General features: G+C 63.5%; 22 protein-coding genes and 1 pseudogene. 15 read left to right on the forward strand and 8 right to left on the reverse strand.

Annotated features, from left to right (window positions below; translation table 11 throughout):
* Window positions 1-675: DMT family transporter (locus tag ACESL9_RS11215; RefSeq protein WP_372674834.1), on the forward strand; the 675-nt coding region annotated here is incomplete at its 5' end.
* 77 nt (window positions 676-752) lie between these two features.
* Here the strand turns inward: ACESL9_RS11215 and choV are convergent.
* From choV to ACESL9_RS11235, 4 genes are read right to left on the reverse strand one after another with little or no spacing between them, the layout of a single operon-like run.
* On the reverse strand, window positions 753-1799 hold the full coding sequence (gene choV / locus ACESL9_RS11220) for a choline ABC transporter ATP-binding protein (RefSeq protein ID WP_372614843.1): 1047 nt from the start codon (window positions 1797-1799) through the stop codon (window positions 753-755).
* Entirely contained in the window at window positions 1796-2629 is an 834-nt protein-coding gene (gene choW, locus ACESL9_RS11225) for a choline ABC transporter permease subunit (RefSeq protein ID WP_372614841.1), read from the reverse strand. The genes choV and choW overlap by 4 nt, the downstream gene beginning before the upstream one ends.
* Entirely contained in the window at window positions 2629-3342 is a 714-nt protein-coding gene (locus ACESL9_RS11230; RefSeq protein ID WP_372614838.1) for a GIY-YIG nuclease family protein, read from the reverse strand. Before ACESL9_RS11230 ends, choW begins: the two co-directional genes overlap by 1 nt.
* A 7-nt stretch (window positions 3343-3349) precedes the next feature.
* Window positions 3350-4276: a choline ABC transporter substrate-binding protein gene (locus ACESL9_RS11235; protein ID WP_372614836.1), complete on the reverse strand. Its 927-nt coding sequence runs from the start codon at window positions 4274-4276 to the stop codon at window positions 3350-3352.
* Between the two features lie 82 nt (window positions 4277-4358).
* On the opposite strand from ACESL9_RS11235, the gene betI reads away from it, so the two are divergent.
* The 5 genes from betI (at window position 4359) to ACESL9_RS11260 (ending at window position 9625) form a co-directional block, all read left to right on the forward strand.
* Window positions 4359-4943: a choline-responsive transcriptional repressor BetI gene (gene betI, locus ACESL9_RS11240; RefSeq protein ID WP_372614834.1), complete on the forward strand. Its 585-nt coding sequence runs from the start codon at window positions 4359-4361 to the stop codon at window positions 4941-4943.
* Window positions 4940-6451, forward strand: coding sequence for a choline-sulfatase (gene betC / locus ACESL9_RS11245; RefSeq protein ID WP_372614832.1), 1512 nt, complete (start codon window positions 4940-4942; stop codon window positions 6449-6451). Before betI ends, betC begins: the two co-directional genes overlap by 4 nt.
* A gap of 63 nt (window positions 6452-6514) precedes the next feature.
* Window positions 6515-8173 (forward strand): choline dehydrogenase, encoded by a 1659-nt coding sequence (gene betA / locus ACESL9_RS11250; protein ID WP_372614869.1) that lies wholly within the window; start codon window positions 6515-6517, stop codon window positions 8171-8173.
* Window positions 8174-8264: 91 nt separating this feature from the next.
* Window positions 8265-9272: an amidohydrolase family protein gene (locus tag ACESL9_RS11255; protein WP_372614830.1), complete on the forward strand. Its 1008-nt coding sequence runs from the start codon at window positions 8265-8267 to the stop codon at window positions 9270-9272.
* Window positions 9273-9385: 113 nt separating this feature from the next.
* Window positions 9386-9625, forward strand: coding sequence for a YdcH family protein (locus ACESL9_RS11260; protein ID WP_372614829.1), 240 nt, complete (start codon window positions 9386-9388; stop codon window positions 9623-9625).
* Between the two features lie 19 nt (window positions 9626-9644).
* Here the strand turns inward: ACESL9_RS11260 and ACESL9_RS11265 are convergent, their stop codons facing one another.
* The 3 genes from ACESL9_RS11265 to ACESL9_RS11275 all read right to left on the reverse strand — a co-directional run bounded on the left by ACESL9_RS11265 (window position 9645) and on the right by ACESL9_RS11275 (window position 12713).
* On the reverse strand, window positions 9645-11042 hold the full coding sequence (locus ACESL9_RS11265; protein WP_372674835.1) for a short-chain fatty acyl-CoA regulator family protein: 1398 nt from the start codon (window positions 11040-11042) through the stop codon (window positions 9645-9647).
* A 179-nt stretch (window positions 11043-11221) separates the two neighbouring features.
* A complete protein-coding gene (locus ACESL9_RS11270) occupies window positions 11222-12454 on the reverse strand; it encodes a multidrug effflux MFS transporter (RefSeq protein WP_372614825.1) in 1233 nt (410 codons plus the stop codon).
* Window positions 12455-12533: 79 nt separating this feature from the next.
* Window positions 12534-12713, reverse strand: a complete 180-nt coding sequence (locus tag ACESL9_RS11275; protein ID WP_372614823.1) for a hypothetical protein — start codon at window positions 12711-12713, stop codon at window positions 12534-12536.
* Here ACESL9_RS11275 and ACESL9_RS11280 point away from each other — a divergent pair.
* The 7 genes from ACESL9_RS11280 (at window position 12712) to ACESL9_RS11310 (ending at window position 18748) form a co-directional block, all read left to right on the forward strand.
* Window positions 12712-14244 (forward strand): acyl-CoA carboxylase subunit beta, encoded by a 1533-nt coding sequence (locus ACESL9_RS11280; RefSeq protein WP_372614821.1) that lies wholly within the window; start codon window positions 12712-12714, stop codon window positions 14242-14244. The two genes, ACESL9_RS11275 and ACESL9_RS11280, sit on opposite strands and share 2 nt — an antisense overlap.
* 48 nt (window positions 14245-14292) lie before the next feature.
* Window positions 14293-14736 (forward strand): DUF6497 family protein, encoded by a 444-nt coding sequence (locus ACESL9_RS11285; RefSeq protein WP_372614819.1) that lies wholly within the window; start codon window positions 14293-14295, stop codon window positions 14734-14736.
* Between the two features lie 214 nt (window positions 14737-14950).
* Complete coding sequence (locus tag ACESL9_RS11290; RefSeq protein WP_372614817.1) at window positions 14951-15091, forward strand: hypothetical protein; 141 nt, start codon at window positions 14951-14953, stop codon at window positions 15089-15091.
* An 81-nt stretch (window positions 15092-15172) separates the two neighbouring features.
* Complete coding sequence (locus ACESL9_RS11295) at window positions 15173-15529, forward strand: hypothetical protein (RefSeq protein ID WP_372614815.1); 357 nt, start codon at window positions 15173-15175, stop codon at window positions 15527-15529.
* A 337-nt stretch (window positions 15530-15866) separates the two neighbouring features.
* Window positions 15867-16076 carry a hypothetical protein gene (locus ACESL9_RS11300; RefSeq protein ID WP_372614813.1) on the forward strand — a complete coding sequence of 70 codons (210 nt, stop codon included), beginning with the start codon at window positions 15867-15869 and terminating at the stop codon, window positions 16074-16076.
* Window positions 16077-16211: 135 nt separating this feature from the next.
* Complete coding sequence (locus tag ACESL9_RS11305) at window positions 16212-18212, forward strand: acetyl-CoA carboxylase biotin carboxylase subunit (protein ID WP_372614811.1); 2001 nt, start codon at window positions 16212-16214, stop codon at window positions 18210-18212.
* A 23-nt stretch (window positions 18213-18235) separates the two neighbouring features.
* Window positions 18236-18748 carry a hypothetical protein gene (locus ACESL9_RS11310; protein ID WP_372615155.1) on the forward strand — a complete coding sequence of 171 codons (513 nt, stop codon included), beginning with the start codon at window positions 18236-18238 and terminating at the stop codon, window positions 18746-18748.
* Between the two features lie 7 nt (window positions 18749-18755).
* Here ACESL9_RS11310 and ACESL9_RS11315 read toward each other — a convergent pair whose 3' ends face one another.
* Window positions 18756-19205, reverse strand: coding sequence for a DUF4174 domain-containing protein (locus ACESL9_RS11315; RefSeq protein ID WP_372615154.1), 450 nt, complete (start codon window positions 19203-19205; stop codon window positions 18756-18758).
* A 378-nt stretch (window positions 19206-19583) separates the two neighbouring features.
* Here ACESL9_RS11315 and scpA point away from each other — a divergent pair, with 378 nt between their 5' ends.
* Both scpA and ACESL9_RS11325 read left to right on the forward strand, forming a co-directional pair.
* A complete protein-coding gene (gene scpA / locus ACESL9_RS11320; protein ID WP_372615153.1) occupies window positions 19584-21713 on the forward strand; it encodes a methylmalonyl-CoA mutase in 2130 nt (709 codons plus the stop codon).
* Window positions 21714-21818: 105 nt separating this feature from the next.
* A pseudogene (locus ACESL9_RS11325) lies at window positions 21819-22101 on the forward strand (MAPEG family protein); the annotation flags it as partial.

A 22101-nucleotide genomic window follows, 5' to 3' on the forward strand; every position in this document is an offset into this window, starting at 1 on the left:
GGGCTGGCCCATACCGTGGGCGTGGCGCTGTGGTTCTTCGCGATGGCGCGCATTCCGATCGCGGACGTGACCGCGATGAACTATCTCGCGCCGGTTTATGTGGCCGTCGGCGCGGCACTCTTTCTCGGCGAAACGCTGCATCTGCGGCGCATCCTCGCGGTGGCGGCGGCGCTGGTCGGCGCGCTGATCATCCTGCGCCCGGGCTTTCGCGAGGTCGGGCCGGGGCACCTGGCCATGCTGATCGCGGCGGTGTTCTTTGCGGCCTCCTATCTCATCGCCAAGCGGATGGCCGACGAGACCGGTCCCGAGGTGACGGTGACGATGTTGTCGATCTCGGTGACGATCGGGTTGGCGCCGCTGGCGCTGATGAACTGGGTCTGGCCCAACGGGGAAGAGTTCCTGCTGCTTCTCGTCGTCGCCTTTCTGGCCACGGCAGGGCACTACACCATGTCGCTGGCGCTGGCCGCGGCGCCTGTGACGGTGACCCAGCCGGTCAATTTCCTTCAACTCGTTTGGGCGGTGTTGCTGGGCGCCTTCGTCTTTGGCGAGGGATTCGATCTGTGGGTGATCGCGGGCGGCACGGTGATCGTCGCGGCGATCTCCTTCATGACATGGCGCGAGGCGGTGCTCAAACGTCGCCTGCGCACGCCCATCGTGCCCGAAACAAAACTCTGACCAGGCTCTGAAAAAACGGCCAGCGCCGCCCCTTCATCTTGCCCCAAATACTCCCGCCGGAGGCGTCCCGGACCGCGTCAGCCGCGCGGGTCGAGGAGCTTGGACAAAACCCGGTCCTTCGTTACCTGCCCGACGATCCGCCCGCCTTCTTCGACACCCACCGGCGCGCCGCTCTGGCCGACCTTCTCCATCACTGCGCGGATATCCTCGTCCGGCTTCACGGTGATCCGCGGAGCGCCCTCGGCCGGTTCCATCACGTCGCGCGCGCAAAGCACGCCAAGCGGGTTCATATGGGCCACGAAATCGGCCACGTACTCGTTGGCAGGGTTCGAGAAGATTTCCTGCGGGGTGCCGCATTGCACGATCCGCCCGCCCTCCATGATGGCGATGCGGTTGCCGATCTTGAACGCCTCGTCGAGGTCATGGGAAACAAAGATGATGGTGCGGTGCAGCGTGTCCTGCAACTCCAGCAACTCGTCCTGAAGCCGCGTGCGGATGAGCGGGTCGAGCGCCGAGAACGGCTCGTCCATCAGCAGGACCGGCGCATTGGTGGCAAAGGCCCGCGCCAGGCCGACGCGCTGCTGCATGCCGCCCGACAATTCGCCCACCTTGCGCTCGGCCCAGTCGGAAAGGCCCACGATCTCAAGCTGTTCATCGACCCGCGCGGCGCGTTCGGCCGGGCCCATGCCGCCCAGTTCGAGACCCAGCCCCACGTTCTCGTGCACCGTTCGCCAGGGCAGGAGGCCAAAGGCCTGAAACACCATCGAGATATGCGAAAGCCGCATCTTGCGCAGGGTCTGCGCCCCGGCATGGGTGATGTCCACCATCTCGCCCTCGCGCCGGACATGCACCGCGCCGCGTGCCACGGGATTGAGCCCGTTGACCGCCCGCAACAGCGTCGATTTGCCCGATCCGGACAGCCCCATGAGGACAAGGATCTCGCCCTCCTGAACCTCCAGCGTGCAGTCATGCACGCCCAGCACCTGGCCCGTGGCGGCCTGGATCTCGCCGCGTTCCTGCCCCGCATCCATCAGCGGCAGGGCGCGTTCGGGGTGGTCGCCAAAGACGATCGACACCTTGTCGAAGATCACGGCGGGGGCGGTCTCTGCGTTGGCTCCGGTCATTTGCGTTCGATCCTCAGCATCCGGTCGAGCATGATCGCCACCACAACGATGACGATGCCCGATTCAAACCCCAGTGCGGTGTTCACGGTGTTGAGCGCGCGCACCACCGGCACACCCAGACCGCTTGCCCCGACCAGGGCCGCGATCACAACCATGCTGAGCGACAGCATGATCGTCTGGTTGAGCCCGGTCATGATCTGCGGCAGCGCAAAGGGCAGTTCGACCTTCCACAGAAGCTGGCGTTTTGTGGCCCCGAACGCCTGTGCCGCCTCGATCAGCGGTTGCGGCGTCGAGGTGATGCCCAGATGGGTAAGGCGAATGGGCGCGGGCAGCACGAAGATCACCGTGGCGATCAACCCCGGCACCATGCCGATACCGAAAAAGACGATCGCCGGGATCAGGTAGACAAAGGTCGGCAGGGTCTGCATGAGGTCGAGAACCGGGCGTATCCACGCATAGAGACGCGGGCGATGCGCCGCGGCAATGCCGATGGGCACGCCCACCGACATGCACACGACACAGGCCGACAGAACGAGCGTCAGGCTCTCGGTGGTCTCTTCCCAATAGCCCTGGTTGAGGATGAAGAGAAACCCGAGACCCACCAGCAGCGGCATTTTCCAGCCCCGCTGCAGGGCCCATGTCAGCGCCATGAACCCGGCCACCACCGCAAGTTCGGGCGGGCTTTGCAATACCCACAGGATGCCTTCGATCAGCAATTCCATCATCAGCGAAAGGCCGTCGAAGAACGGCTCGCCCACATCCTGGAACCAGTCAAAGACCTGCTTGGCGGTCTTTCCGACGGGGATTTTCGTATCGGTCAGCCAGTTCATCAATCTGCCTTGTTCAAGGGTGTCCATCCATTGCCGATCTCGCTCAGCAATGCCGCGTTTTCGGCAACACATCTTACGGTCTTGGAGGACAGGTTCGCGGTTTCGTCTCTTCCATCTATCAGGAGACGGAGGTCCGTGCATGTTTCCAGAAGGATGCACCGGTTATCGTTCAGCACCGCGCAAATCAGTTTGTTCACCCAAATTGAGGTTTTCTGCCTTGATCCCGGTGTCCGATAGTTCTGCATGCGGCGTCGCAGGTTGATGGTCTCTCCGACATAGACCGAGCGATCATGCGGCAATCGCAACCGATACAGACCCGGCGCGGTCGAAAGTCGGGGAAACCTTGGTTTGGCTTCTGCATCCTTCAGGATCTCCCCGGCCGAATGCCAAGCGAACGAGACCTGAACCTGCGATCTCTGCACCGCCGGGCAGCGTCCGACCGCCCCCCCGGGCGGGCGCTTCTCGCCCACCCGCGGCCGGTCGCTGCCCTCGGGCGTGGATGTCAGGGTTGGGCAATGGTTTGCCGGAAAATTCCCGATGAAGCGATCCCCACGTTTGTCACGTGTTATGACACCTTGCGCGGCAAGTTGCCGGCACCTTTGATTGACCTGTTGGTGCCGTGACGGGCCTCCGGGTAGGAGGGCGGTCAACCCGGCATCGGTGATGCCGGGCTTTTCCTCTATAATCCGCCGAATGCGATCGGCCAGCGTCATGGCCGTCTTACATCCCCAGTGCGGCATTCACCGCGTCCACGGCGTCGTCGCCGTCCTGGGTGGTCACACCGTCGAGCCAGGCCGCATAGGTGTCGGGATTGGCCTTGAGCCAGGCGCGGGCGGCGTCGTCAGGCTCTTCGCCGTCGTTGAGGATCGCGCCCATGATCTCGTTCTCCATGGCCAGCGTGAAGCTCAGGTTCTCAAGGAACCGGCCCACGTTGGGGCATTCTTCGACGTAACCCGCGCGCGTGTTGGTGTGCACGGTCGCACCGCCCAGGTCAGGGCCGAACCAGTCGTCACCGCCGGTGAGGTATTCCATCTCGTGATTGGCGTTCATCGGGTGCGGTTCCCAGCCCAGGAACACGATCGGCTCACCGCGTCCCGTGGCCCGGTCCACCTGGGCCAGCATCCCCTGTTCGCTGCTTTCCACCACCTCGAATCCCGACAGGCCAAAGGCGTCGTCCTCGATCATGTCCATGATCAGGCGATTCCCGTCATTGCCCGGCTCGATGCCATAGATCTTTTCATCCAGGGCCTCGCGCTGTTCTGCGATATCGGCAAAATCCTTGATGCCAAGTTCCGCCGCCGGCTTGTTGACCGCCAGCGTGTATTTCGCGCCATCGAGGTTCATGCGCACCGTGTCAACCGTGCCCTCCTCGCGATAGGGGGCGATGTCGGCCTCCATCGTCGGCATCCAGTTGCCAAGGAACACGTCCACATCGCCGCTGGCCAGCGCGGTATAGGTCACCGGCACCGACAAGAGCTTGATCTCGGTGTCATAGCCCAGCGCGTCGAGCACGACGGCGCTGGCCGCGGTGGTGGCGGTGATGTCGGTCCAGCCCACATCCGAGAAGGTGACCGTGTCGCATTGCGCGGCCGCCATAGTGCCCGTGGCCATCAGGGCAAGGGCGGAGATCGTGGTCTTGAAGGTCATTTTTCTGTCTCCCAAGTTTTTCTTTGATTGACGAGTCAATAAAAACCATTCTAGCTGCGCAGGCAAGCCATTTGAGGATAACATGCCCAAGCTTGGAATGGAGCCTATCCGACGCGAGGCTCTGGTAAAAGCGACGATTGCCGAAATCGGCGAACACGGCACGCTCGGCGTGACCGTGAGCCAGATCGCGCGCCGCGCGGGCATGTCCTCGGCGCTGGCGCATCACTATTTCGGCGGCAAGGAGCAGATCTTCGTGGCCGCCATGCGCTATACAATGGGGGTCTATGCCGCCGAGGTGCGCGGCGCGCTGGTGATGGCGACCGGTCCCGCCGCGCGGGTCGAGGCGATCGTGCGCGCCTCGTTCAGCCCGCGAAACTTCCGCGCCGACACGGTGGCGGCCTGGATGAACTTCTACGTGCTGGCCCAGACCTCGGATGAGGCGCGGCGGCTGCTCGACATCTATCACAAGCGCATCCGCTCCAACCTGTGCGATGCGCTGCGCCCGCCCCTGGGCGCGCGCGCCCGGCCGGTCGCCGAACGGGTGGCGGCCCTGATCGACGGCGTCTACCTGCGCCAGTCGCTCGGCCATGGAGCCCCCGATGGCGATGCGGCGGTCGAACAGGTCATGGGCTACGCGCGGCTCGAACTGGAAAGGGCACCGACATGAGCAAACCCAATATTCTCATCTTCATGGTCGACCAACTCAACGGCACCTTGTTTCCCGACGGCCCGGCCGACTGGCTGCATACACCCAACCTTGCCCGCCTGGCCGAGCGCTCGACCCGCTTTGTCAATGCCTATACCGCCAGCCCGCTCTGCGCGCCGGGGCGGGCGGCCTTCATGTCGGGGCAATTGCCCTCGCAGAACGGCGTCTATGACAACGCCGCCGAGTTCGTCTCCTCGATCCCCACCTATGCCCATCACCTGCGCCGCGCCGGCTATCAGACCTGCCTGTCGGGCAAGATGCATTTCGTCGGCCCCGATCAGCTTCACGGCTTCGAGGAGCGACTGACCACCGACATCTATCCCGCCGATTTCGGCTGGACCCCGGATTACCGCAAACCGGGCGAGCGGATCGACTGGTGGTATCACAACCTCGGCTCGGTTACCGGGGCGGGCGTGGCCGATATCTCCAACCAGATGGAATACGACGACGAGGTGGCGTTCCACGGCGTGCAGAAGATCTATGATCTTGCGCGCGGCCATGACGCGCGGCCCTGGTGCCTCACGGTCAGCTTCACCCACCCGCATGACCCCTACGTGGCACGGCGCAGATACTGGGATCTCTACGCCGATTGCGACAACCTCGCGCCGCGTGTCGGCCCCATCCCCTACGAGGACCAGGACCCGCATTCGCAACGCATCTTCGACGCCAACGACTGGCGCAGCTTCGAGATCACCGACGAGAACGTGGCCCGCTCGCGCCGCGCCTATTTCGCCAATATCTCCTATCTCGACGAAAAGATCGGCGAGGTTATGGCGGCGCTTGATGCCACCCGGCAAGAGGCGATCATCCTCTTCGTCTCCGATCACGGCGACATGCTGGGCGAGCGCGGGCTTTGGTTCAAGATGTCCTTTTACGAGGGTTCGGCGCGGGTGCCGCTGATGATCTCGGCGCCCGACGCGATGAACCCAGGCCGCGTGGGCGAGCCGGTCTCGACCATCGACATCTGCCCCACGCTTTGCGAACTGGCCGGGGTCAGCATGGACGAGGTGATGCCATGGACCACCGGCGAAAGCCTTGTCGGGCTGGGGCAAGGGCGCATCCGCAAGAGCGCCGTGGCGATGGAATACGCCGCCGAGGCGTCCTATTCGCCGATGATCGCCCTGCGCGCGGGGCGCTGGAAATACACCAATTGCGCGCTCGATCCCGAACAATTGTTCGACATGCGAAACGACCCCGGCGAGTTGACCAACCTCGCCGAGGATCCGGACTATGCCAAGGTGCTCGAGCTTTTCCGCGTCGAGGCGGCGAGCCGCTGGGATCTCGAACAATTCGACGCCGATGTGCGCCAGTCCCAGGCCCGCCGCTGGGTCGTCTACGAGGCGCTGCGCCAGGGCGGCTATTACCCCTGGGACTACCAGCCGCTGCAAAAGGCGTCCGAGCGCTACATGCGCAACCACATGGACCTCAACACGCTGGAAGAGAACCAGCGTTTCCCGCGGGGCGAATGACACCATGTTCTTTCCTGGTAAAAATACTCATCTTTCCCCCGTATCGAGCAGGCGCTTGGCATGATGCAGGCCGATTACGTCATCATCGGCGCGGGCAGCGCGGGCTGCGCCATGGCTTACCGGCTGACCGAGGCCGGTAAATCCGTCATCGTCATCGAACATGGCGGCACCGATGCGGGGCCGTTCATCCAGATGCCTGCCGCGCTCTCATACCCGATGAACATGTCGCGTTATGACTGGGGCTACATGACCGAACCCGAACCCGGTCTTGGCGGGCGCCGCCTTGTCGCGCCGCGCGGCAAGGTGATCGGCGGGTCGAGTTCGATCAATGGCATGGTCTATGTCCGCGGTCATGCCCGCGATTTCGACCATTGGGCCGAGACCGGCGCGAGCGGCTGGGGCTTTGCCGACGTGTTGCCCTATTACAAGCGGATGGAGAACTGGCACGATGGCGGCCATGGCGGCGACCCGGCCTGGCGCGGCAATGACGGCCCGCTCCACGTCACCCGTGGCGCGCGCAGGAACCCGCTCTACCACGCCTTTGTCGAGGCGGGGCGGCAGGCCGGCTATCAACTGACCGACGATTACAACGGCGAGAAACAGGAAGGTTTCGGCCCGTTCGAACAGACCGTCTGGAAAGGCCGGCGCTGGTCGGCGGCCAACGCCTATCTCAAGCCGGCGCTCAAGACCGGGCTTTGCACGGTCGCGCGCGGCCTCGCCACCCGGGTCGTGATCGAAGAGGGGCGCGCCACCGGGGTCGAGATCGCCCGTCGCGGCGGAACCGAGATCATCGCCGCCCGCGCCGAGGTGATCGTTGCGGCCTCGGCCTTCAACTCGCCCAAGCTGCTGATGCTCTCCGGTATCGGCCCCGCCGCGCACCTGGCCGAACACGGGATCACCCCCATTGCCGACCGCCCCGGCGTGGGCCAGAACCTCCAGGATCACCTCGAGGTCTATTTCCAGATCGCGGCGAGCCAGCCGATCACGCTCTACAAGCACTGGAACATCTTTTCCAAGGCGCTGATCGGTGCGCAGTGGCTCTTCACCAAGACCGGGCTGGGGGCCACCAACAACTTCGAATCCTGCGCCTTCATCCGCTCGGCCGCGGGCGTGGAATATCCCGATATCCAGTATCATTTCCTGCCCTTCGCGGTGCGCTATGACGGCCGCGCGGCGGCCGAGGGCCATGGATTCCAGGCCCATACCGGCCCGATGCGCAGCCCTTCGCGCGGGCAGATCACCCTGCGCTCGTCCGATCCGGCGGCTGCGCCGCGTATCTTCTTCAACTACATGTCCACCGATCAGGATTGGCGCGATTTCCGCCGCTGCATCCGCCTCACCCGCGAGATCTTCCAGCAAGCGGCCTTCGCGCCCTATCGTTGCCACGAGATCCAGCCCGGCGAGGCGGTTCAAAGCGATGACGAGATCGACGCCTTCGTCCGCGAACATGCCGAAAGCGCCTATCACCCCTGTGGCACCTGCAAGATGGGAGCAACGGATGACCCGATGGCGGTGGTCGATCCGCAATGCCGCGTGATCGGCGTCGACGGGTTGCGCGTCGCCGACAGCTCGATCTTTCCGCGCATTACCAACGGCAACCTCAACGGGCCCTCGATCATGGTCGGCGAAAAGGCCGCCGACCACATCCTCGGGCGCGACCCGTTGCCCGCGTCGAACGACCGGCCCTGGATTCACCCCGACTGGAAAACCGCGCAACGCTGACGGTGCGGATGGGGCGCGCGAAGAGCGACGCCACGAAACATTTGCCGCCACCCCGGGCGCGCCCCTAGGCTTTGCCGAGGAGGAGGCCCACATGCGATTTCCCGAGGATTTGAACGACTGGCACGCGCAGCTCGATGAGCCGATCATCGACCCCGCGCGCGAAATCACCGACCCGCATCACCACCTCTGGCCCGAACGGCTGGGAAGCTCCTACGAACTTGCGGACCTCTGGGCCGACACCGGGTCGGGCCACAATGTGAACAAGACCGTCTTCATCGAATGCGGCGCGGGCTACACGCGCGGCGATCCCGACCCCATGGCGCCCATCGCCGAGAGTCATTACGTGCAGGCCATCGCCGACGTGGCCGCCAGGACCCCGCAAAAGGCGCAGATCGCCGCCATCGTCGCCCATGCCGACCTGCGGCTGCCGCCCGACACGCTCAACGCGGTGCTCGATGCGCATCAATCGGCCAGCCCGATTTTTCGCGGCATCCGCCATGCCGGCGCCTGGGACGCGGAGCGCGAGAAATTCATGTTCCCGGGCCAGCCGGTACCGCGCCTCTATCTCGATCCCGATTTCCAGCGCGGCGTGGCCGCTCTCGGCGAACGTGGCCTGACCTACGACACCTGGCATTTCCATCCGCAGAACGGCGAGTTCGTCACCCTCGCGCGGGCCTGCCCCGACACCACGATCATCTTCGACCATTTCGGAACGCCCATCGGCACGCACCGATTTGCCGGCCAACGCGAGGCGCGCTTTGCCGACTGGCAGCGCGAGATGCAGGAAATCGCCCTATGCCCCAACGTGGTGGCGAAACTGGGTGGCCTTGCGATGCCGATGAACGGTTTCGGCTGGGACGGGCGTGCGACGCCCCCCGCATCGGACGAGATCGTGATGGCTCAGGCGCATTACTACCACCACATGATCGACATCTTCGGGCCCGAACGCTGCATGTTCGAAAGCAATTTCCCGGTCGACAAGCTCTCGGTCGGTTATGTGCCCTACTGGAACGCGATGAAGAAGATCGCCGCGCGATATGATGCGCCCGCGCAGGACGCGCTGTTCAGGGACACCGCCGACCGGGTCTATGCGCTGTGACCGGCGTCGAGACGTGCTGAAAAAACGCCGCGCTTGATCCGTGTCAAAGCCGGGCGTTCCGGCCCTGTCCTAGGGTGCGCAGACCCAAGCATGGCACCAGAGGAGAAATGCGCATGTCCCACACCCCGCACGAGCTGCACGAGGAATTTCCAGAACACGCCGAGACATTGACCCGGCTCAAAACCTCGGACGCGCATTTTGCCCGCCTCGCCGAGGAGTATCACGAGATCAACCGTGCCGTGCACCGCGCCGAGACCAATGTCGAACCGATGGACGATCTGGCCGAAACCGAGCTGCGCAAGCAACGTGCCCATCTCAAGGACGAGATCTACGCGATGCTCACCAAGGGCTGATCGCGCGGCGCGGGGTTCTTCAGCCTACCTCGTAGGGCAGAACCCCGCGCCGGTCCGCGTCGATGCTCAGCCGCCGCTCCAGAGGCGGCACCGCGCGCTGATGGCAGTTGACCCGCTCGCAGATGCGACAGGAAATGCCGATCGGCTCGAAATTCTGCTTGTCCCCGACATCAAGCCCGTCGCCATAGACAAGGTGCCCCGCATGGGCCACCTCGCAACCCAGTGCGATGGCGAACCGCCGTACCGGCGCGCCGAAATGCCCGCCCGGTTTGCTCACGTCCCGCGCGATGGAAAGATAGCGCACCCCGTCCGGCGTCTCGGCGAGTTGCCGCAGGAACCGACCCGGCGTCTCGAAGGCGCGATGCACGTTCCACAACGGACAGGCCCCGCCGAACCTTGCGAATTGCAGCCGCGTGGCGCTGTGACGCTTGGTGATGGTGCCGGCCTGGTCGACCCGCACGAAGAAGAACGGAATGCCCTTGGCGCCCGGTCGTTGCAGCGTCGAAAGCCGATGCGCCACCTGCTCGATCGAGGCGCCGAAAAGCTGTGCCAGCCGCTCCAGATCGTGCCGCGTCTCGCGCGCCGCGGCAAGGAACGCGCCATAGGGCATCAGCGCCGCGCCCGCGAAATAGTTGGCCAGCCCGATCTTGGCGATGGCGCGCGCCTCGTCCGACTGGAACCGCGCGAGATCGAGCATCGCTTCGAGCAGTTGATCCTGTTTGAGCAGCGCCACCTGCAACAAAAGCTGGAATGTCCGCGTCTCGGGCGCCACCCGCGCCGAAAGCGTGAGAACCCGCGCCTGTGCATCGAACCGGCGCAGGATCTCGGTATCGCCTTCCTGCACGGTGATTCCTTCGCCGCGCAGCGCCTGAACCGCGTGGGCGGCGATGCCCCCTGTCCCGGCGCCTTGCGCGAAATGCTCGGCGGCCCGGTCCACCGCGTCGATGTAATTGTCGCAATAGTGAAAGAAATCGCGCACCTCGTCCCACGGGCTGGCCTGCATCCGTGCATCCTCGCGCCCCAGCGCCTCGTCGAGGCTGGCCAGCCGCTCATGGGTCTCGCGATAGGCACGGTGCAGTTCCAGAAAGGCCCGCGCCAGCCCCGGCGCGTTCGAGGCCGTCAGCCGCAGATCCGCGAGCGGCGGCGGGTCGTCGGCAAAGACCGGGTCGGCCATCGCCTCGCGCATGTCCGAGACCAGCCGCTCGCTGTCACCCGAGGCCAGCTCGGTCACGTCAAAGCCGAATTCCTGCGCCAGCGCCAGGACCACGGTGGTCGAGACGGGGCGCTTGTTGTTCTCCATCTGGTTGAGATAGGGCAGGGACACGCCCAGCTTGGCGGCGAAATCCTTCTGGGTGAGGCCGAGGCGGCGGCGCGTCTCGCGCAGTTTGGCACCGGCATAGATTCGGGGATTGGCCATCGGACACCTCTCGCGGCGTGTAAATCTGCAAATTTCCTATTGCAAATTGCACGGCTTGCAAAGTCACCGTGCGCTCCGTTCATGATTGCCCTTCGGCGCGGATCAAGTCGCCCGGCAGCCGGAAATCATACGCCCGGCAGCCGGATGTCACCCCCCGGATTCGCGGCCCCGGCGAAAGGTTAAGGCCCGTCTATTCCCGCCGCGCCGAGCCGCGCGGCACGACGTATGACATAGAGGATCGCGAGCACGCCGCCCGCCGATGACAGCGTCTGGATCAACACCAGCGGGGTCGCGGTCTGGCCCCCTTCAAGTCCCCATCCGACAATCGCCGAAACCCCGGCCCCGCCGGCCAGCATCATCGCGCCACCCAGCCCCGAGGCCGTTCCCGCCAGTCTTGGCCGCACCGAGAGCGTGCCCGCAACCGCGTTCGGGATCGACATCCCGTTGCCGAACCCCACGGGCACCATCAAGGCAAAGAAGGTCAGCAGGGTTTGCAGCCCCAGCAGCGACAGCAGCAGCGACGTGGCCGAGGCCAGAAGAAGGATCACCATGCCGATGAGCACCATCCGGTCGCCACCGATCCGTGCCGAGTAACGCCCGGCGGCGAAATTGCCAAAGAAATAACCCAGGGCAGGGGCGGCGAAATAGAGGCCAAGCTCTTGAGGTTTAAGCAGGAAAACATCGGTCGCCACGAAGGGCGCACCGCCCAGAAACGAAAAGAACGTCCCCGCGGACCCGGTCGCGGCCATGCTGTAGCCCCAGAAGCGCGGGCTGCGCAGCAACTCGGGCATCTCGCGATATTGCTGGATCAGGGAACTCTCGCTTTTCTGCGCCGTCTCGCCCAGGTCGGCCCAGGCCACCGCCAGCCCGACCAGCCCGACCGCGAACAGGATCCAGAAATTGGCCTGCCAGCCGAAATAATGCTCGGCAAACCCGCCGATCGTCGGACTGACCATCGGCACCAGCGCCATGCCCATGGTGACATAGGCGATGCGTGCCCCCGCCTGGTGCTCGGGCGTGATGTCGCGCACCACCGCGCGGCTCAGGACCATGGTCACGGCAATGCTTGCCTGCAACATGCGAAACGTCAGGAAGACAAGGGCATTCGGTGCAAAAACACAGCCCAGTGACGCCAGGCAATAGGCCACCAGCGAGGCGATGATCACCCGTCGCCGTCCGTACCTGTCCGAGATCGGACCGACCACGAGTTGCAGAAGCGCGTTGACAAAGAGGTAAAGCCCGACCGAAAGCCCCATCACGGCGGGCGTCACGCCGAAATGCGCCGCCATGCCGGGCAGCGAGGGCAGGAACAGGTTCATCGCCAGTGCCGCAATGCCGGTAAGCCCGGTCAGGGTGCCGATATGTGGCGGGCTGTGCTTGTCGAGAAAACGGGCAGGGGGGTGCGCTTGCATAAGGACATCTTTAACAGGGTCGCGTAATCTGCCGGGTGAGGTGCTTCACAGGTTAAAAAGACCCGACGGAGACAATTGATCAGTTTCCGCACCGGAATACCAGATGCGCAGCGCCTGATTTGCTTTTGCCGTCGCGGCATTCGCATATTTGCATTTTGCAAAGTTTTGTTATGCTTAATATTGCAAATTTGCCGAATTTTCCTTTTGCCATTGGTGCCACGCCGATATGCTGCGCCAAATTCGCAAAGGGGACGGTCATGAAAGATATCCTTCAAGAGCTCGATAACCGCCGCGCCATCGCCCGCCAGGGTGGCGGGGAAAAACGCATCGAGGCGCAGCACGCCAAGGGCAAGCTGACCGCTCGCGAACGGATCGAGCTGCTTCTTGACGAGGACAGTTTCGAAGAATTCGACATGTTCAAGGCGCATCGCTGCACCGATTTCGGGATGGAGGCACAGCGCCCCTACGGCGACGGTGTCGTGACCGGGTGGGGCACGATCAACGGGCGGCAAGTCTATGTTTTCTCACAGGATTTCACGGTCTTCGGTGGCTCGCTTTCGGAAACCCATGCCGAGAAAATCTGCAAGATCATGGATATGGCGATGCAGAACGGCGCTCCGGTGATCGGCCTCAACGACTCGGGTGGCGCGCGCATCCAGGAAGGCGTGGCCAGCCTTGCCGGCTATGCCGAGGTCTTCCAGCGCAACATCATGGCAAGCGGCGTGGTGCCGCAGATTTCGGTGATCATGGGCCCCTGCGCGGGGGGTGCGGTCTACTCGCCGGCGATGACCGACTTCATCTTCATGGTCAAGGATTCGTCCTACATGTTCGTCACCGGTCCTGACGTGGTGAAAACCGTCACCAACGAGGTCGTCACCGCCGAGGAACTGGGCGGCGCCTCGACCCATACCCGCAAATCCAGCGTTGCCGATGCAGCCTTCGAAAACGATGTCGAGGCGCTGGCCGAGGTTCGCCGCCTTGTGGATTTCCTGCCGCTCAATAACCGCGACAAGGCCCCGGTGCGCCCGTTCTTCGATGCGCCCGATCGCATCGAGCAAAGCCTTGACACGCTTATCCCGGAAAACCCCAACACGCCCTATGACATGAAGGAACTGATCCAGAAGGTCGGCGACGAGGGCGATTTCTACGAGATCCAGGAAGACTTCGCCAAGAACATCATCACCGGGTTCATCCGGCTCGAAGGGCGCACCGTGGGGGTCGTCGCCAATCAGCCGTTGGTGCTCGCCGGGTGTCTCGACATCGACAGTTCGCGCAAGGCCGCGCGCTTTGTAAGATTCTGCGATGCCTTTGAGATTCCGATCCTCACCTTTGTCGACGTGCCCGGATTCCTGCCCGGGACGGGGCAGGAATTCGGTGGCGTGATCAAGCACGGCGCCAAGCTCCTCTTCGCCTATGGAGAGGCGACGGTGCCCAAGGTCACGGTGATCACCCGCAAGGCCTATGGCGGGGCCTATGACGTGATGGCATCCAAGCACCTGCGCGGCGATTTCAACTATGCCTGGCCCACGGCCGAGATCGCGGTCATGGGTGCCAAGGGCGCGACCGAGATCATCCACCGCGCTGATCTGGGCAATGCCGAGAAGATCGCGCAGCATACACAGGATTACGAAGAACGCTTTGCCAATCCCTTCGTCGCGGCAGAACGCGGGTTCATCGACGAGGTGATCCAGCCGCATTCGACGCGGCGGCGCGTCGCGCGTGCCTTCGCGGCGCTGCGCAACAAGAAGCTCCAGAATCCCTGGAAAAAGCACGACAATATCCCGCTTTGAGGTTTCGGCATGCCGTCCCCTTCCCGAACAGAGCCCGGCGCGGGCCGCATGACCTGGACGCGCGTCCTTGGCGCGCGTCTGCGGGCCTCGGGGCTATGCGCGTTATCGATGATTGCGGCGAGTGCGGCCGGGGCCGACGGCAGCGATCCGGTGCCTGTGCCGCCCTTGCCCTCGGGGCTCGATGCCGGGTTGCATGAGATGTTTCTCGACATCAAGCCGGATGGTCAGATGACATATGCGCGATTCCGTTTCGTCGCGCCGGAGGTCGCGGGCGAGGACGCACCAGATTTCGAGGCACGGGTCAGGGACTTGGAATTCTTGTGCAACACCTTTGCCTTGCCGCGTGTCGAAGCAACGCCCGAGCCAGTGGACCGGATCGTGATTTCGCTGGCTGATCGCGCGATTCCGTTTGGCCAGTCAGATCCTGACGTCACCCAGTTTTTCGAGGTGTTTTCGATCCGGGATGACGTCTGCATTTGGGAGGAGTTTTGATGCGAGCACAATATCTTGCGAACCAAAGCTCAGGCCAGGCGGCGATTGAGGCTTTCGAGTCACAGCGCCGGGGGAACGCTGTGGATAAGTTTCCTTTGCTACGGCTTTGCTGTATCGTGACGCGGGGTCTCCTTCAGGCGATCCTTACCTCGTGCGAGGGGCAGTTGGAGCAGTCGCGTTCCGGTCTGTCCAATAAAAGAGACAGGAGAAGCAGATGTCGAAAGCCATCAAGAGCATTCTTGCTGTGGGATTCGTCGCCCTTGTGGCGGCATGTGCCCAGCAGGAAGAAGAATATATCGTTGTCGAGCCTGAGCCCATCTCGGCCGAGCCGACCTATACCGGTAAATACAAGTAACCGGTTTCCGGGGCGGGCCTTCGTGTCCGCCCCGCTTTGCCACGCATTCGGTCTGCGCCGCGCCCTGACGCGAGGTGGCGGATGCTGAAACATCGTGGCTTTCCCGGGCGGCTGCCCGGCACGGATTTCCAGTTCACCATTCGGCGGGCCAATCCGCGGGGCGTGACTCCGATCGTCGCGCGGGATCGGTATCGCGACCGCAGACCGGCCGACCGCCGCGCCGACGAGATATTTCTCGCCGCTCTTTGGGAGCATTTCGGCGATCAGCCGTTCGAGCGGGGCAATCTCGATGCCGGTCGGCTTTCCTGGTTGTTCGGGCGCGAGGTGATTGCCGCGCAGGACCCGTTCGACCCGACCAGTTATGAAGCCCTCCTGCGCATTGATGTCGATGTGGCACGCCGTTCCTTCCCCGAGGTTTTCGGAGGAGAATCGGCATGAACTTGCGCAACTTTGCCGCGAATCGGCGAGGATCGGCCCATTGTCGCGTCCCCCGCGTGATGTGGTTGGCAGCACACCTGCAATCTTGCAGTATCGCATCAGTAGTGGCGGCCCGGAAACGGGCCGGGACTCATCGTCTGTACCGTTACCCTTCCTCCTTGGGGCGGATAGGTTCTCCCCAAAGCCATCCGCCCCAATTTTTCTCTCACGAAAATGGGTTCGGCCTGTTTGGGGGCGTGTTGGTCATTGTTGCGCGCCGGTGTGAAAAGTGCTTTCTTTCCCGGCCGGGTTGCAGCATCCTGCGGGGCAAAAGAAAAACAACGTCAAGAGGCATAACATGCAAATCAAACACACGGTTCGCGCTCTCGCGCTTGCGTCCCTCGGCCTTGTCGCGGCCTGCGGTGACACGGCGGTCGAACAGGCGCTCATGGGTGGCGGGGCCGGAGCGGCCTCGGCCATCGTTGTCAACGGCAGCGTGGGCACCGGCGCGGTCGTCGGCGCGGCGGCCAACGTGGCCTATTGCCAGACATATCCGGCGCGCTGCTGAACACGCGCGCCGCGTAACGGACTTCGCACAATCACTCACATCTTCGGCCATCGCGGTGACAGCCCGCGATGGCCGTTTTGTTGCGTTCGCTTCGGGGGACGCCCTCCCGCAGCCAAGAAACGGAAGGGACGAGACATGTTCAACAAGATCCTGATTGCCAACCGGGGCGAAATCGCCTGCCGCGTGATCAAGACGGCCCGCAAGATGGGCATCGCCACGGTTGCGATCTATTCGGATGCCGATCGCCAGGCGCTGCATGTGCAGATGGCCGACGAGGCGGTGCATATCGGCCCGGCCCCGGCCAACCAATCCTATATCGTCATCGACAAAGTGATGCAGGCGATCAAGGCGAGCGGCGCCGAGGCGGTGCATCCCGGCTATGGTTTCCTGTCGGAAAACCCAAAATTCGCCGAAGCGCTCGCGGACGCAGGCGTCGCCTTCATCGGTCCGCCGAAGGGCGCGATCGAGGCGATGGGCGACAAGATCACCTCCAAGAAGATCGCGCAGGAGGCCGAGGTTTCGACTGTGCCCGGATACATGGGGCTCATCGAAGACGCTGAAGAGGCGGTGAAGATCTCGAACGAGATCGGTTATCCGGTGATGATCAAGGCCAGCGCCGGCGGCGGCGGCAAGGGGATGCGCATCGCCTGGAACGACGACGAGGCGCGCGAGGGCTTCCAAAGCTCCAAGAACGAGGCCGCCAGCAGTTTCGGTGACGATCGCATTTTCATCGAGAAATTCGTCACGCAACCGCGCCATATCGAGATCCAGGTGCTGTGCGACACGCATGGCAACGGCATCTATCTGGGCGAGCGCGAATGCTCGATCCAGCGCCGCAACCAGAAGGTCGTCGAAGAGGCCCCCAGCCCCTTCCTCGACGAGGCCACGCGCCGCGCTATGGGCGAACAGGCCGTCGCGCTGGCCAAGGCGGTGGGCTATGCCTCGGCGGGCACGGTGGAATTCATCGTCGATGGCGACAAGAACTTCTATTTCCTTGAAATGAACACCCGCCTTCAGGTGGAACACCCGGTCACCGAACTCATCACCGGGGTCGATCTGGTCGAACAGATGATCCGGGTGGCGAATGGCGAGCCGCTCTCGATCGCGCAAGAAGATGTGAAACTCAACGGCTGGGCCATCGAGAACAGGCTTTACGCCGAAGACCCCTATCGCGGCTTCCTGCCCTCGATCGGGCGGCTTTCGCGCTATCGCCCGCCGGCCGAGGTGGTCAAGGCCGATCACGTGGTGCGCAACGATACCGGCGTCTACGAGGGCGGCGAGATCAGCATGTATTACGACCCTATGATCGCCAAGCTGTGCACTTGGGCCCCCACCCGGGACGAGGCGATTGAACATATGCGAATCGCGCTCGACAGTTTCGAGATCGAGGGAATCGGGCACAACCTGCCCTTTCTCAGCGCGGTGATGGACCATCCGAAATTCATCTCCGGCGACATGACCACCGCCTTCATCGCAGAGGAATGGCCCGAAGGATTCGAGGGCGTTACCCTGCCCGAGATCACGCTGCGCCGAATCGCGGCCTCCGCGGCGGCCATGCACCGCGTCGCGGAAATCCGCCGCACCCGGATTTCCGGGCGGATGGACAACCACGAACGCCGCGTCGGCTCCGACTGGGTCGTCACCCTTCAGGGCGAGAGCTTCCCCGCCAGCATCGACGCCGACCCAGAAGGTGCCACCGTGCGTTTTTCTGACGGCACCGAACACCGCGTCACCGGCAATTGGACCCCGGGCGATCAACTGGCCCGGATGAGCGTGGACGGCGAACCGCTCGTTCTCAAGGTGGGCAAGATTTCCGGCGGGTTCCGTCTGCGCAGCCGCGGTGCCGATCTCAAGGTGCACGTGCGCACCCCGCGCCAGGCCGAACTGGCCGCGTTGATGCCCGAGAAACTGGCCGCTGATACCTCGAAACTGTTGCTCTGTCCCATGCCCGGCCTGATCGTGAAGGTCGATGTCGAGGTGGGCCAGGAGGTGCAGGAGGGCCAGGCCCTGTGCACGGTCGAGGCGATGAAGATGGAGAACATCCTGCGGGCCGAGCGCAAGGCCGTGGTGTCTAAGATCAACGCCGGCCCCGGCGACAGCCTCGCTGTCGACGACGTGATCATGGAGTTCGAGTAAACACGATGCGGGGCGGGGGGCTCATGTCCGGGCGCGGCGCGGTGCGGGGCATTTCCCTTGCCGCGCTTGCTTTCGTAGCCGCCTGCGACCGGCATTCCGAGGATGAGGCGCGGGCGATCGCGGCGCAGTGGTTCGACATCGGTGAGACGCTCCATTTCGATTCAAGGCGCCCCTGCACGGCCGCTGTCTTTCGCGCCCAGAGCGGCGAGGTGAAATCGCGTGTGCCGCTGTTCGCCAGTGTCGAAGAGGTGATCGGCAACCGCGCGCAACCGGACGCTTTCGCGATCTCGAACGAGGAAATGTCGGTCGATGCGCTGTTTGTCGCCTTCATGGAGGCCGATCGCGCCACCGGTCTGGCTCTGCAAGAGACCAGCCTTGCCGCGCGCGCCTGCATGGACGACGCCACCCGGCAGGCCTTCTACAGCGCCTTGACCGTCTCGCCGTCTGTTCTGGTGTTTTCCGCGCCCGACGGTGCGATTGCAATCCTCGATCCGGTGCGGCGCCATGTCGTCATGACAAGTGGGGCGGTCCAGTGATCCGGGCTCATGGTCGCAGCGATTTGTCGCGCATGATTTCCTGCTGTCGCAGAGGCATGTTGTCGATCGAACGCGTCAGTTCGCGCACTGCCCAGGAGACAGGCTTGCGCAAATATATTATTCCATCCTTGCCCACCAGCACAAGCATGAACCCCCGCGGCCTGAACTGGCGCCTCAATTCGCTGTCTTTGGCGGGGTCGGTGTCGGTCAGCACCACGACGTCACGCCGTTCAAGGGCTTCTGGGCGCTCCGCCAGAAGCCTGAGTTGCTCGATGAATTGCGGGTCACCGGGGCTGTTGGCGAAGACAATCACAAGCCGCTTTTCCCACTCGAATTGCTTCAGATCCCATTCTCCATCCTCGGGAATTGGGGGCGAGATCGACTCGGGCAGGATATCCTGTGCGCCGGAGGCCGAGGCGATAAACAGGGTCAAAACAAGGGCAAGAACAGGTTTCATATGGTCTCCTTCGGATTGTCATATAGGCGGGTTCTACCCCAATACGACTGTTGCTTGGCAAGAATTCACAAAAAATGTTTCCGTTAAACGCTTTGTGACACAAGGGCGCAGCGCAGCACTCCCCGGTTCTGAAATACAGCGCCTTGATCACGCGGTAATGGCCGGTCAGCCCGGCTGGTGCCTGTGGCAAGGGCCCGAGAGCAGGCCACCGGCCCCCCCTGTACGACGCCCAGAGCGCGGCTTTGCGAGGATGCGAGGCCGAATGGCTGTTTCACCCGGCCTCTGGGAACGGTGGAGTGTTGCAACCGATCAAGCAAGCCCGCCTTCCGTAAGGCGAGGCAAACCCGCCGGACGCGGCGAAGACAAGAGGACAAGACGATGACGGACAAGATGGATGAATGGCGCAAACTGGCCGAGAAAGAGCTTCGGGACCGCCCGCTGGACGACCTGACCTGGCACACGCTCGAAGGGATCGCGGTCAAACCGGTCTATACCGGGGAGGACACCGCGGACCTGCCCCATATGGGCAGCCTGCCAGGGTTCGAGCCCTTCACCCGTGGCGTCAAGGCGACGATGTATGCCGGGCGCCCCTGGACGATTCGGCAATATGCCGGTTTTTCCACGGCCGAGGAGTCCAATGCCTTCTACCGCCGCAACCTTGCTGCCGGGCAGCAGGGCGTCTCGGTTGCATTCGACCTGGCGACACACCGGGGTTACGACAGCGACCACCCCCGTGTGGTGGGCGACGTCGGCAAGGCGGGTGTGGCCATCGATTCGGTCGAAGACATGAAGATCCTCTTCGACGGCATCCCCCTCGACCAGGTGTCAGTCTCGATGACGATGAACGGCGCCGTGATCCCGATCCTGGCCAGTTTCATCGTCGCGGGCGAGGAACAGGGCCACGACAAATCTGCCCTTTCGGGGACCATCCAGAACGATATTCTCAAGGAGTTCATGGTCCGCAACACCTACATCTATCCGCCCGAGCCCTCGATGCGGATCATCTCGGACATCATCGAGTACACCTCGAACGAGATGCCGAGATTCAACTCGATCTCGATCTCCGGATACCACATGCAGGAGGCCGGCGCGAACCTGGTGCAGGAGCTGGCCTATACGCTGGCGGACGGGCGCGAATATGTGAAGGCCGCGATCGAGGCGGGCATGGATGTGGACAGGTTCGCAGGCCGTCTCAGCTTCTTCTTTGCCATCGGGATGAATTTCTTCATGGAGGCGGCCAAGCTGCGCGCGGCCCGGCTCTTGTGGCACAGGATCATGACCGAGTTCGGGGCACAGAACGAGCGCTCCAAGATGCTGCGCACCCATTGCCAGACCAGCGGGGTCAGCTTGCAGGAGCAGGACCCCTACAACAACGTGATCCGCACCGCCTACGAGGCGATGTCGGCGGTGCTGGGGGGCACGCAAAGCCTGCACACCAACGCGCTTGACGAGGCAATTGCGCTGCCCACCGATTTCTCGGCCCGCATCGCGCGCAACACGCAGCTCATCCTTCAGGAAGAGACCGGCATCACCAACGTGGTCGATCCGCTGGCAGGGTCCTATTATGTCGAGAACCTTACCCACGAGCTGGCCGAAAAGGCTTGGGAACTGATGGAGGAGGTCGAGGAGATCGGCGGCATGACCAAGGCCGTGGCCTCCGGCATGCCCAAGCTCAGGATCGAGGAAACGGCCGCCACCCGCCAGGCCATGATCGATCGCGGCACAGAGGTGATCGTCGGGGTAAACAAGTATCGCAAGGACAAGGAAGACCCGATCGACATTCTCGACGTCGACAACGTCAAGGTCCGTGAGAGCCAGATCGCGCGGCTGGAGAAGATCCGCGCGACACGCGACGATGCGGCTTGCGTGGCCGCGCTCGATGAACTGACCCGCCGCGCCAAAGAGGGGGGAAACCTGCTCGAAGCGGCGGTCGAAGCGGCCCGTGCACGGGCCTCAGTGGGGGAAATCAGCATGGCAATGGAAAAGGAATTCGGCCGCCACCGCGCCGAGGTCAAGACGCTCGCCGGGGTCTATGGTGCCGCCTATGAGGGCGACGAGGGCTTTGCCGCGATCCAGAAGAGCATCGAGCAGTTCGCCGAGGAAGAGGGCCGCCGCCCGCGGCTTCTGGTGGTCAAGATGGGGCAGGATGGCCATGACCGCGGCGCCAAGGTGATCGCCACCGCCTTTGCCGATATCGGTTTCGACGTGGATGTCGGGCCGCTCTTCCAGACCCCGGAGGAGGCTGCGCAGGATGCGGTCGACAATGACGTGCACGTGGTCGGCATCAGCTCCCAGGCGGCAGGCCACAAGACGCTTGCCCCGCAACTGATCGAGGAGCTCAGGAAAAAGGATGCCGAGGATATCATCGTGATCTGCGGCGGGGTGATCCCGCAGCAGGATTACGACTTTCTGAAGAAGGCCGGCGTCAAGGCGATCTTCGGGCCGGGCACCAACATCCCCCATGCCGCGCAGGAGATTCTCGAACTGATCCGCGCTGCCCGGGCCTGAACCCGGCGCGCGGTCGCGGGGGGCTGTCTGCCCCCCGAGGTGCAGATTGCTCTTGCAATCCGCACCTTCCCCCCGAGAGTATTTTCGCAAGATGAAGGAGGGGACATGTCGCTGCGTATGAAGATTGTTCTGGGGCAGGCAATCGGGTTTCTCCTGGCCGTTGTCCTGGTTTGGGTCCCATTGTCGATGTCGCCCCCATTCCTGCCCCTGAACACGGCATTGATCTTGGCGTTTCTGCCCGGCGGATTGGTGGCGCTGGTCATGGTCGGCGTGGTCGCGCTGCGACGTTTCTTCGATGCCGATGTCATCGCCGGCGGCGCTCTGCGCACCGGTTCGACCGCCGAAATTGATCAGCGGGTACTGTCGAACACGATCGAGCAACTCGTCG

This window comes from Aquicoccus sp. (assembly GCF_041686535.1).
GTDB lineage: Bacteria > Pseudomonadota > Alphaproteobacteria > Rhodobacterales > Rhodobacteraceae > Aquicoccus.

Coding starts and splice junctions, on each gene's coding strand:
- choV (WP_372614843.1), bottom strand. CDS start 1,799: ATGACCGGAGCCAACGCAGAGACCGCCCCCGCCGTGATCTTCGACAAG.
- choW (WP_372614841.1), bottom strand. CDS start 2,629: ATGAACTGGCTGACCGATACGAAAATCCCCGTCGGAAAGACCGCCAAG.
- ACESL9_RS11230 (WP_372614838.1), bottom strand. CDS start 3,342: ATGACGCTGGCCGATCGCATTCGGCGGATTATAGAGGAAAAGCCCGGC.
- ACESL9_RS11235 (WP_372614836.1), bottom strand. CDS start 4,276: ATGACCTTCAAGACCACGATCTCCGCCCTTGCCCTGATGGCCACGGGC.
- betI (WP_372614834.1), top strand. CDS start 4,359: ATGCCCAAGCTTGGAATGGAGCCTATCCGACGCGAGGCTCTGGTAAAA.
- betC (WP_372614832.1), top strand. CDS start 4,940: ATGAGCAAACCCAATATTCTCATCTTCATGGTCGACCAACTCAACGGC.
- betA (WP_372614869.1), top strand. CDS start 6,515: ATGCAGGCCGATTACGTCATCATCGGCGCGGGCAGCGCGGGCTGCGCC.
- ACESL9_RS11255 (WP_372614830.1), top strand. CDS start 8,265: ATGCGATTTCCCGAGGATTTGAACGACTGGCACGCGCAGCTCGATGAG.
- ACESL9_RS11260 (WP_372614829.1), top strand. CDS start 9,386: ATGTCCCACACCCCGCACGAGCTGCACGAGGAATTTCCAGAACACGCC.
- ACESL9_RS11265 (WP_372674835.1), bottom strand. CDS start 11,042: ATGGCCAATCCCCGAATCTATGCCGGTGCCAAACTGCGCGAGACGCGC.
- ACESL9_RS11270 (WP_372614825.1), bottom strand. CDS start 12,454: ATGCAAGCGCACCCCCCTGCCCGTTTTCTCGACAAGCACAGCCCGCCA.
- ACESL9_RS11280 (WP_372614821.1), top strand. CDS start 12,712: ATGAAAGATATCCTTCAAGAGCTCGATAACCGCCGCGCCATCGCCCGC.
- ACESL9_RS11275 (WP_372614823.1), bottom strand. CDS start 12,713: ATGACCGTCCCCTTTGCGAATTTGGCGCAGCATATCGGCGTGGCACCA.
- ACESL9_RS11285 (WP_372614819.1), top strand. CDS start 14,293: ATGACCTGGACGCGCGTCCTTGGCGCGCGTCTGCGGGCCTCGGGGCTA.
- ACESL9_RS11290 (WP_372614817.1), top strand. CDS start 14,951: ATGTCGAAAGCCATCAAGAGCATTCTTGCTGTGGGATTCGTCGCCCTT.
- ACESL9_RS11295 (WP_372614815.1), top strand. CDS start 15,173: ATGCTGAAACATCGTGGCTTTCCCGGGCGGCTGCCCGGCACGGATTTC.
- ACESL9_RS11300 (WP_372614813.1), top strand. CDS start 15,867: ATGCAAATCAAACACACGGTTCGCGCTCTCGCGCTTGCGTCCCTCGGC.
- ACESL9_RS11305 (WP_372614811.1), top strand. CDS start 16,212: ATGTTCAACAAGATCCTGATTGCCAACCGGGGCGAAATCGCCTGCCGC.
- ACESL9_RS11310 (WP_372615155.1), top strand. CDS start 18,236: ATGTCCGGGCGCGGCGCGGTGCGGGGCATTTCCCTTGCCGCGCTTGCT.
- ACESL9_RS11315 (WP_372615154.1), bottom strand. CDS start 19,205: ATGAAACCTGTTCTTGCCCTTGTTTTGACCCTGTTTATCGCCTCGGCC.
- scpA (WP_372615153.1), top strand. CDS start 19,584: ATGACGGACAAGATGGATGAATGGCGCAAACTGGCCGAGAAAGAGCTT.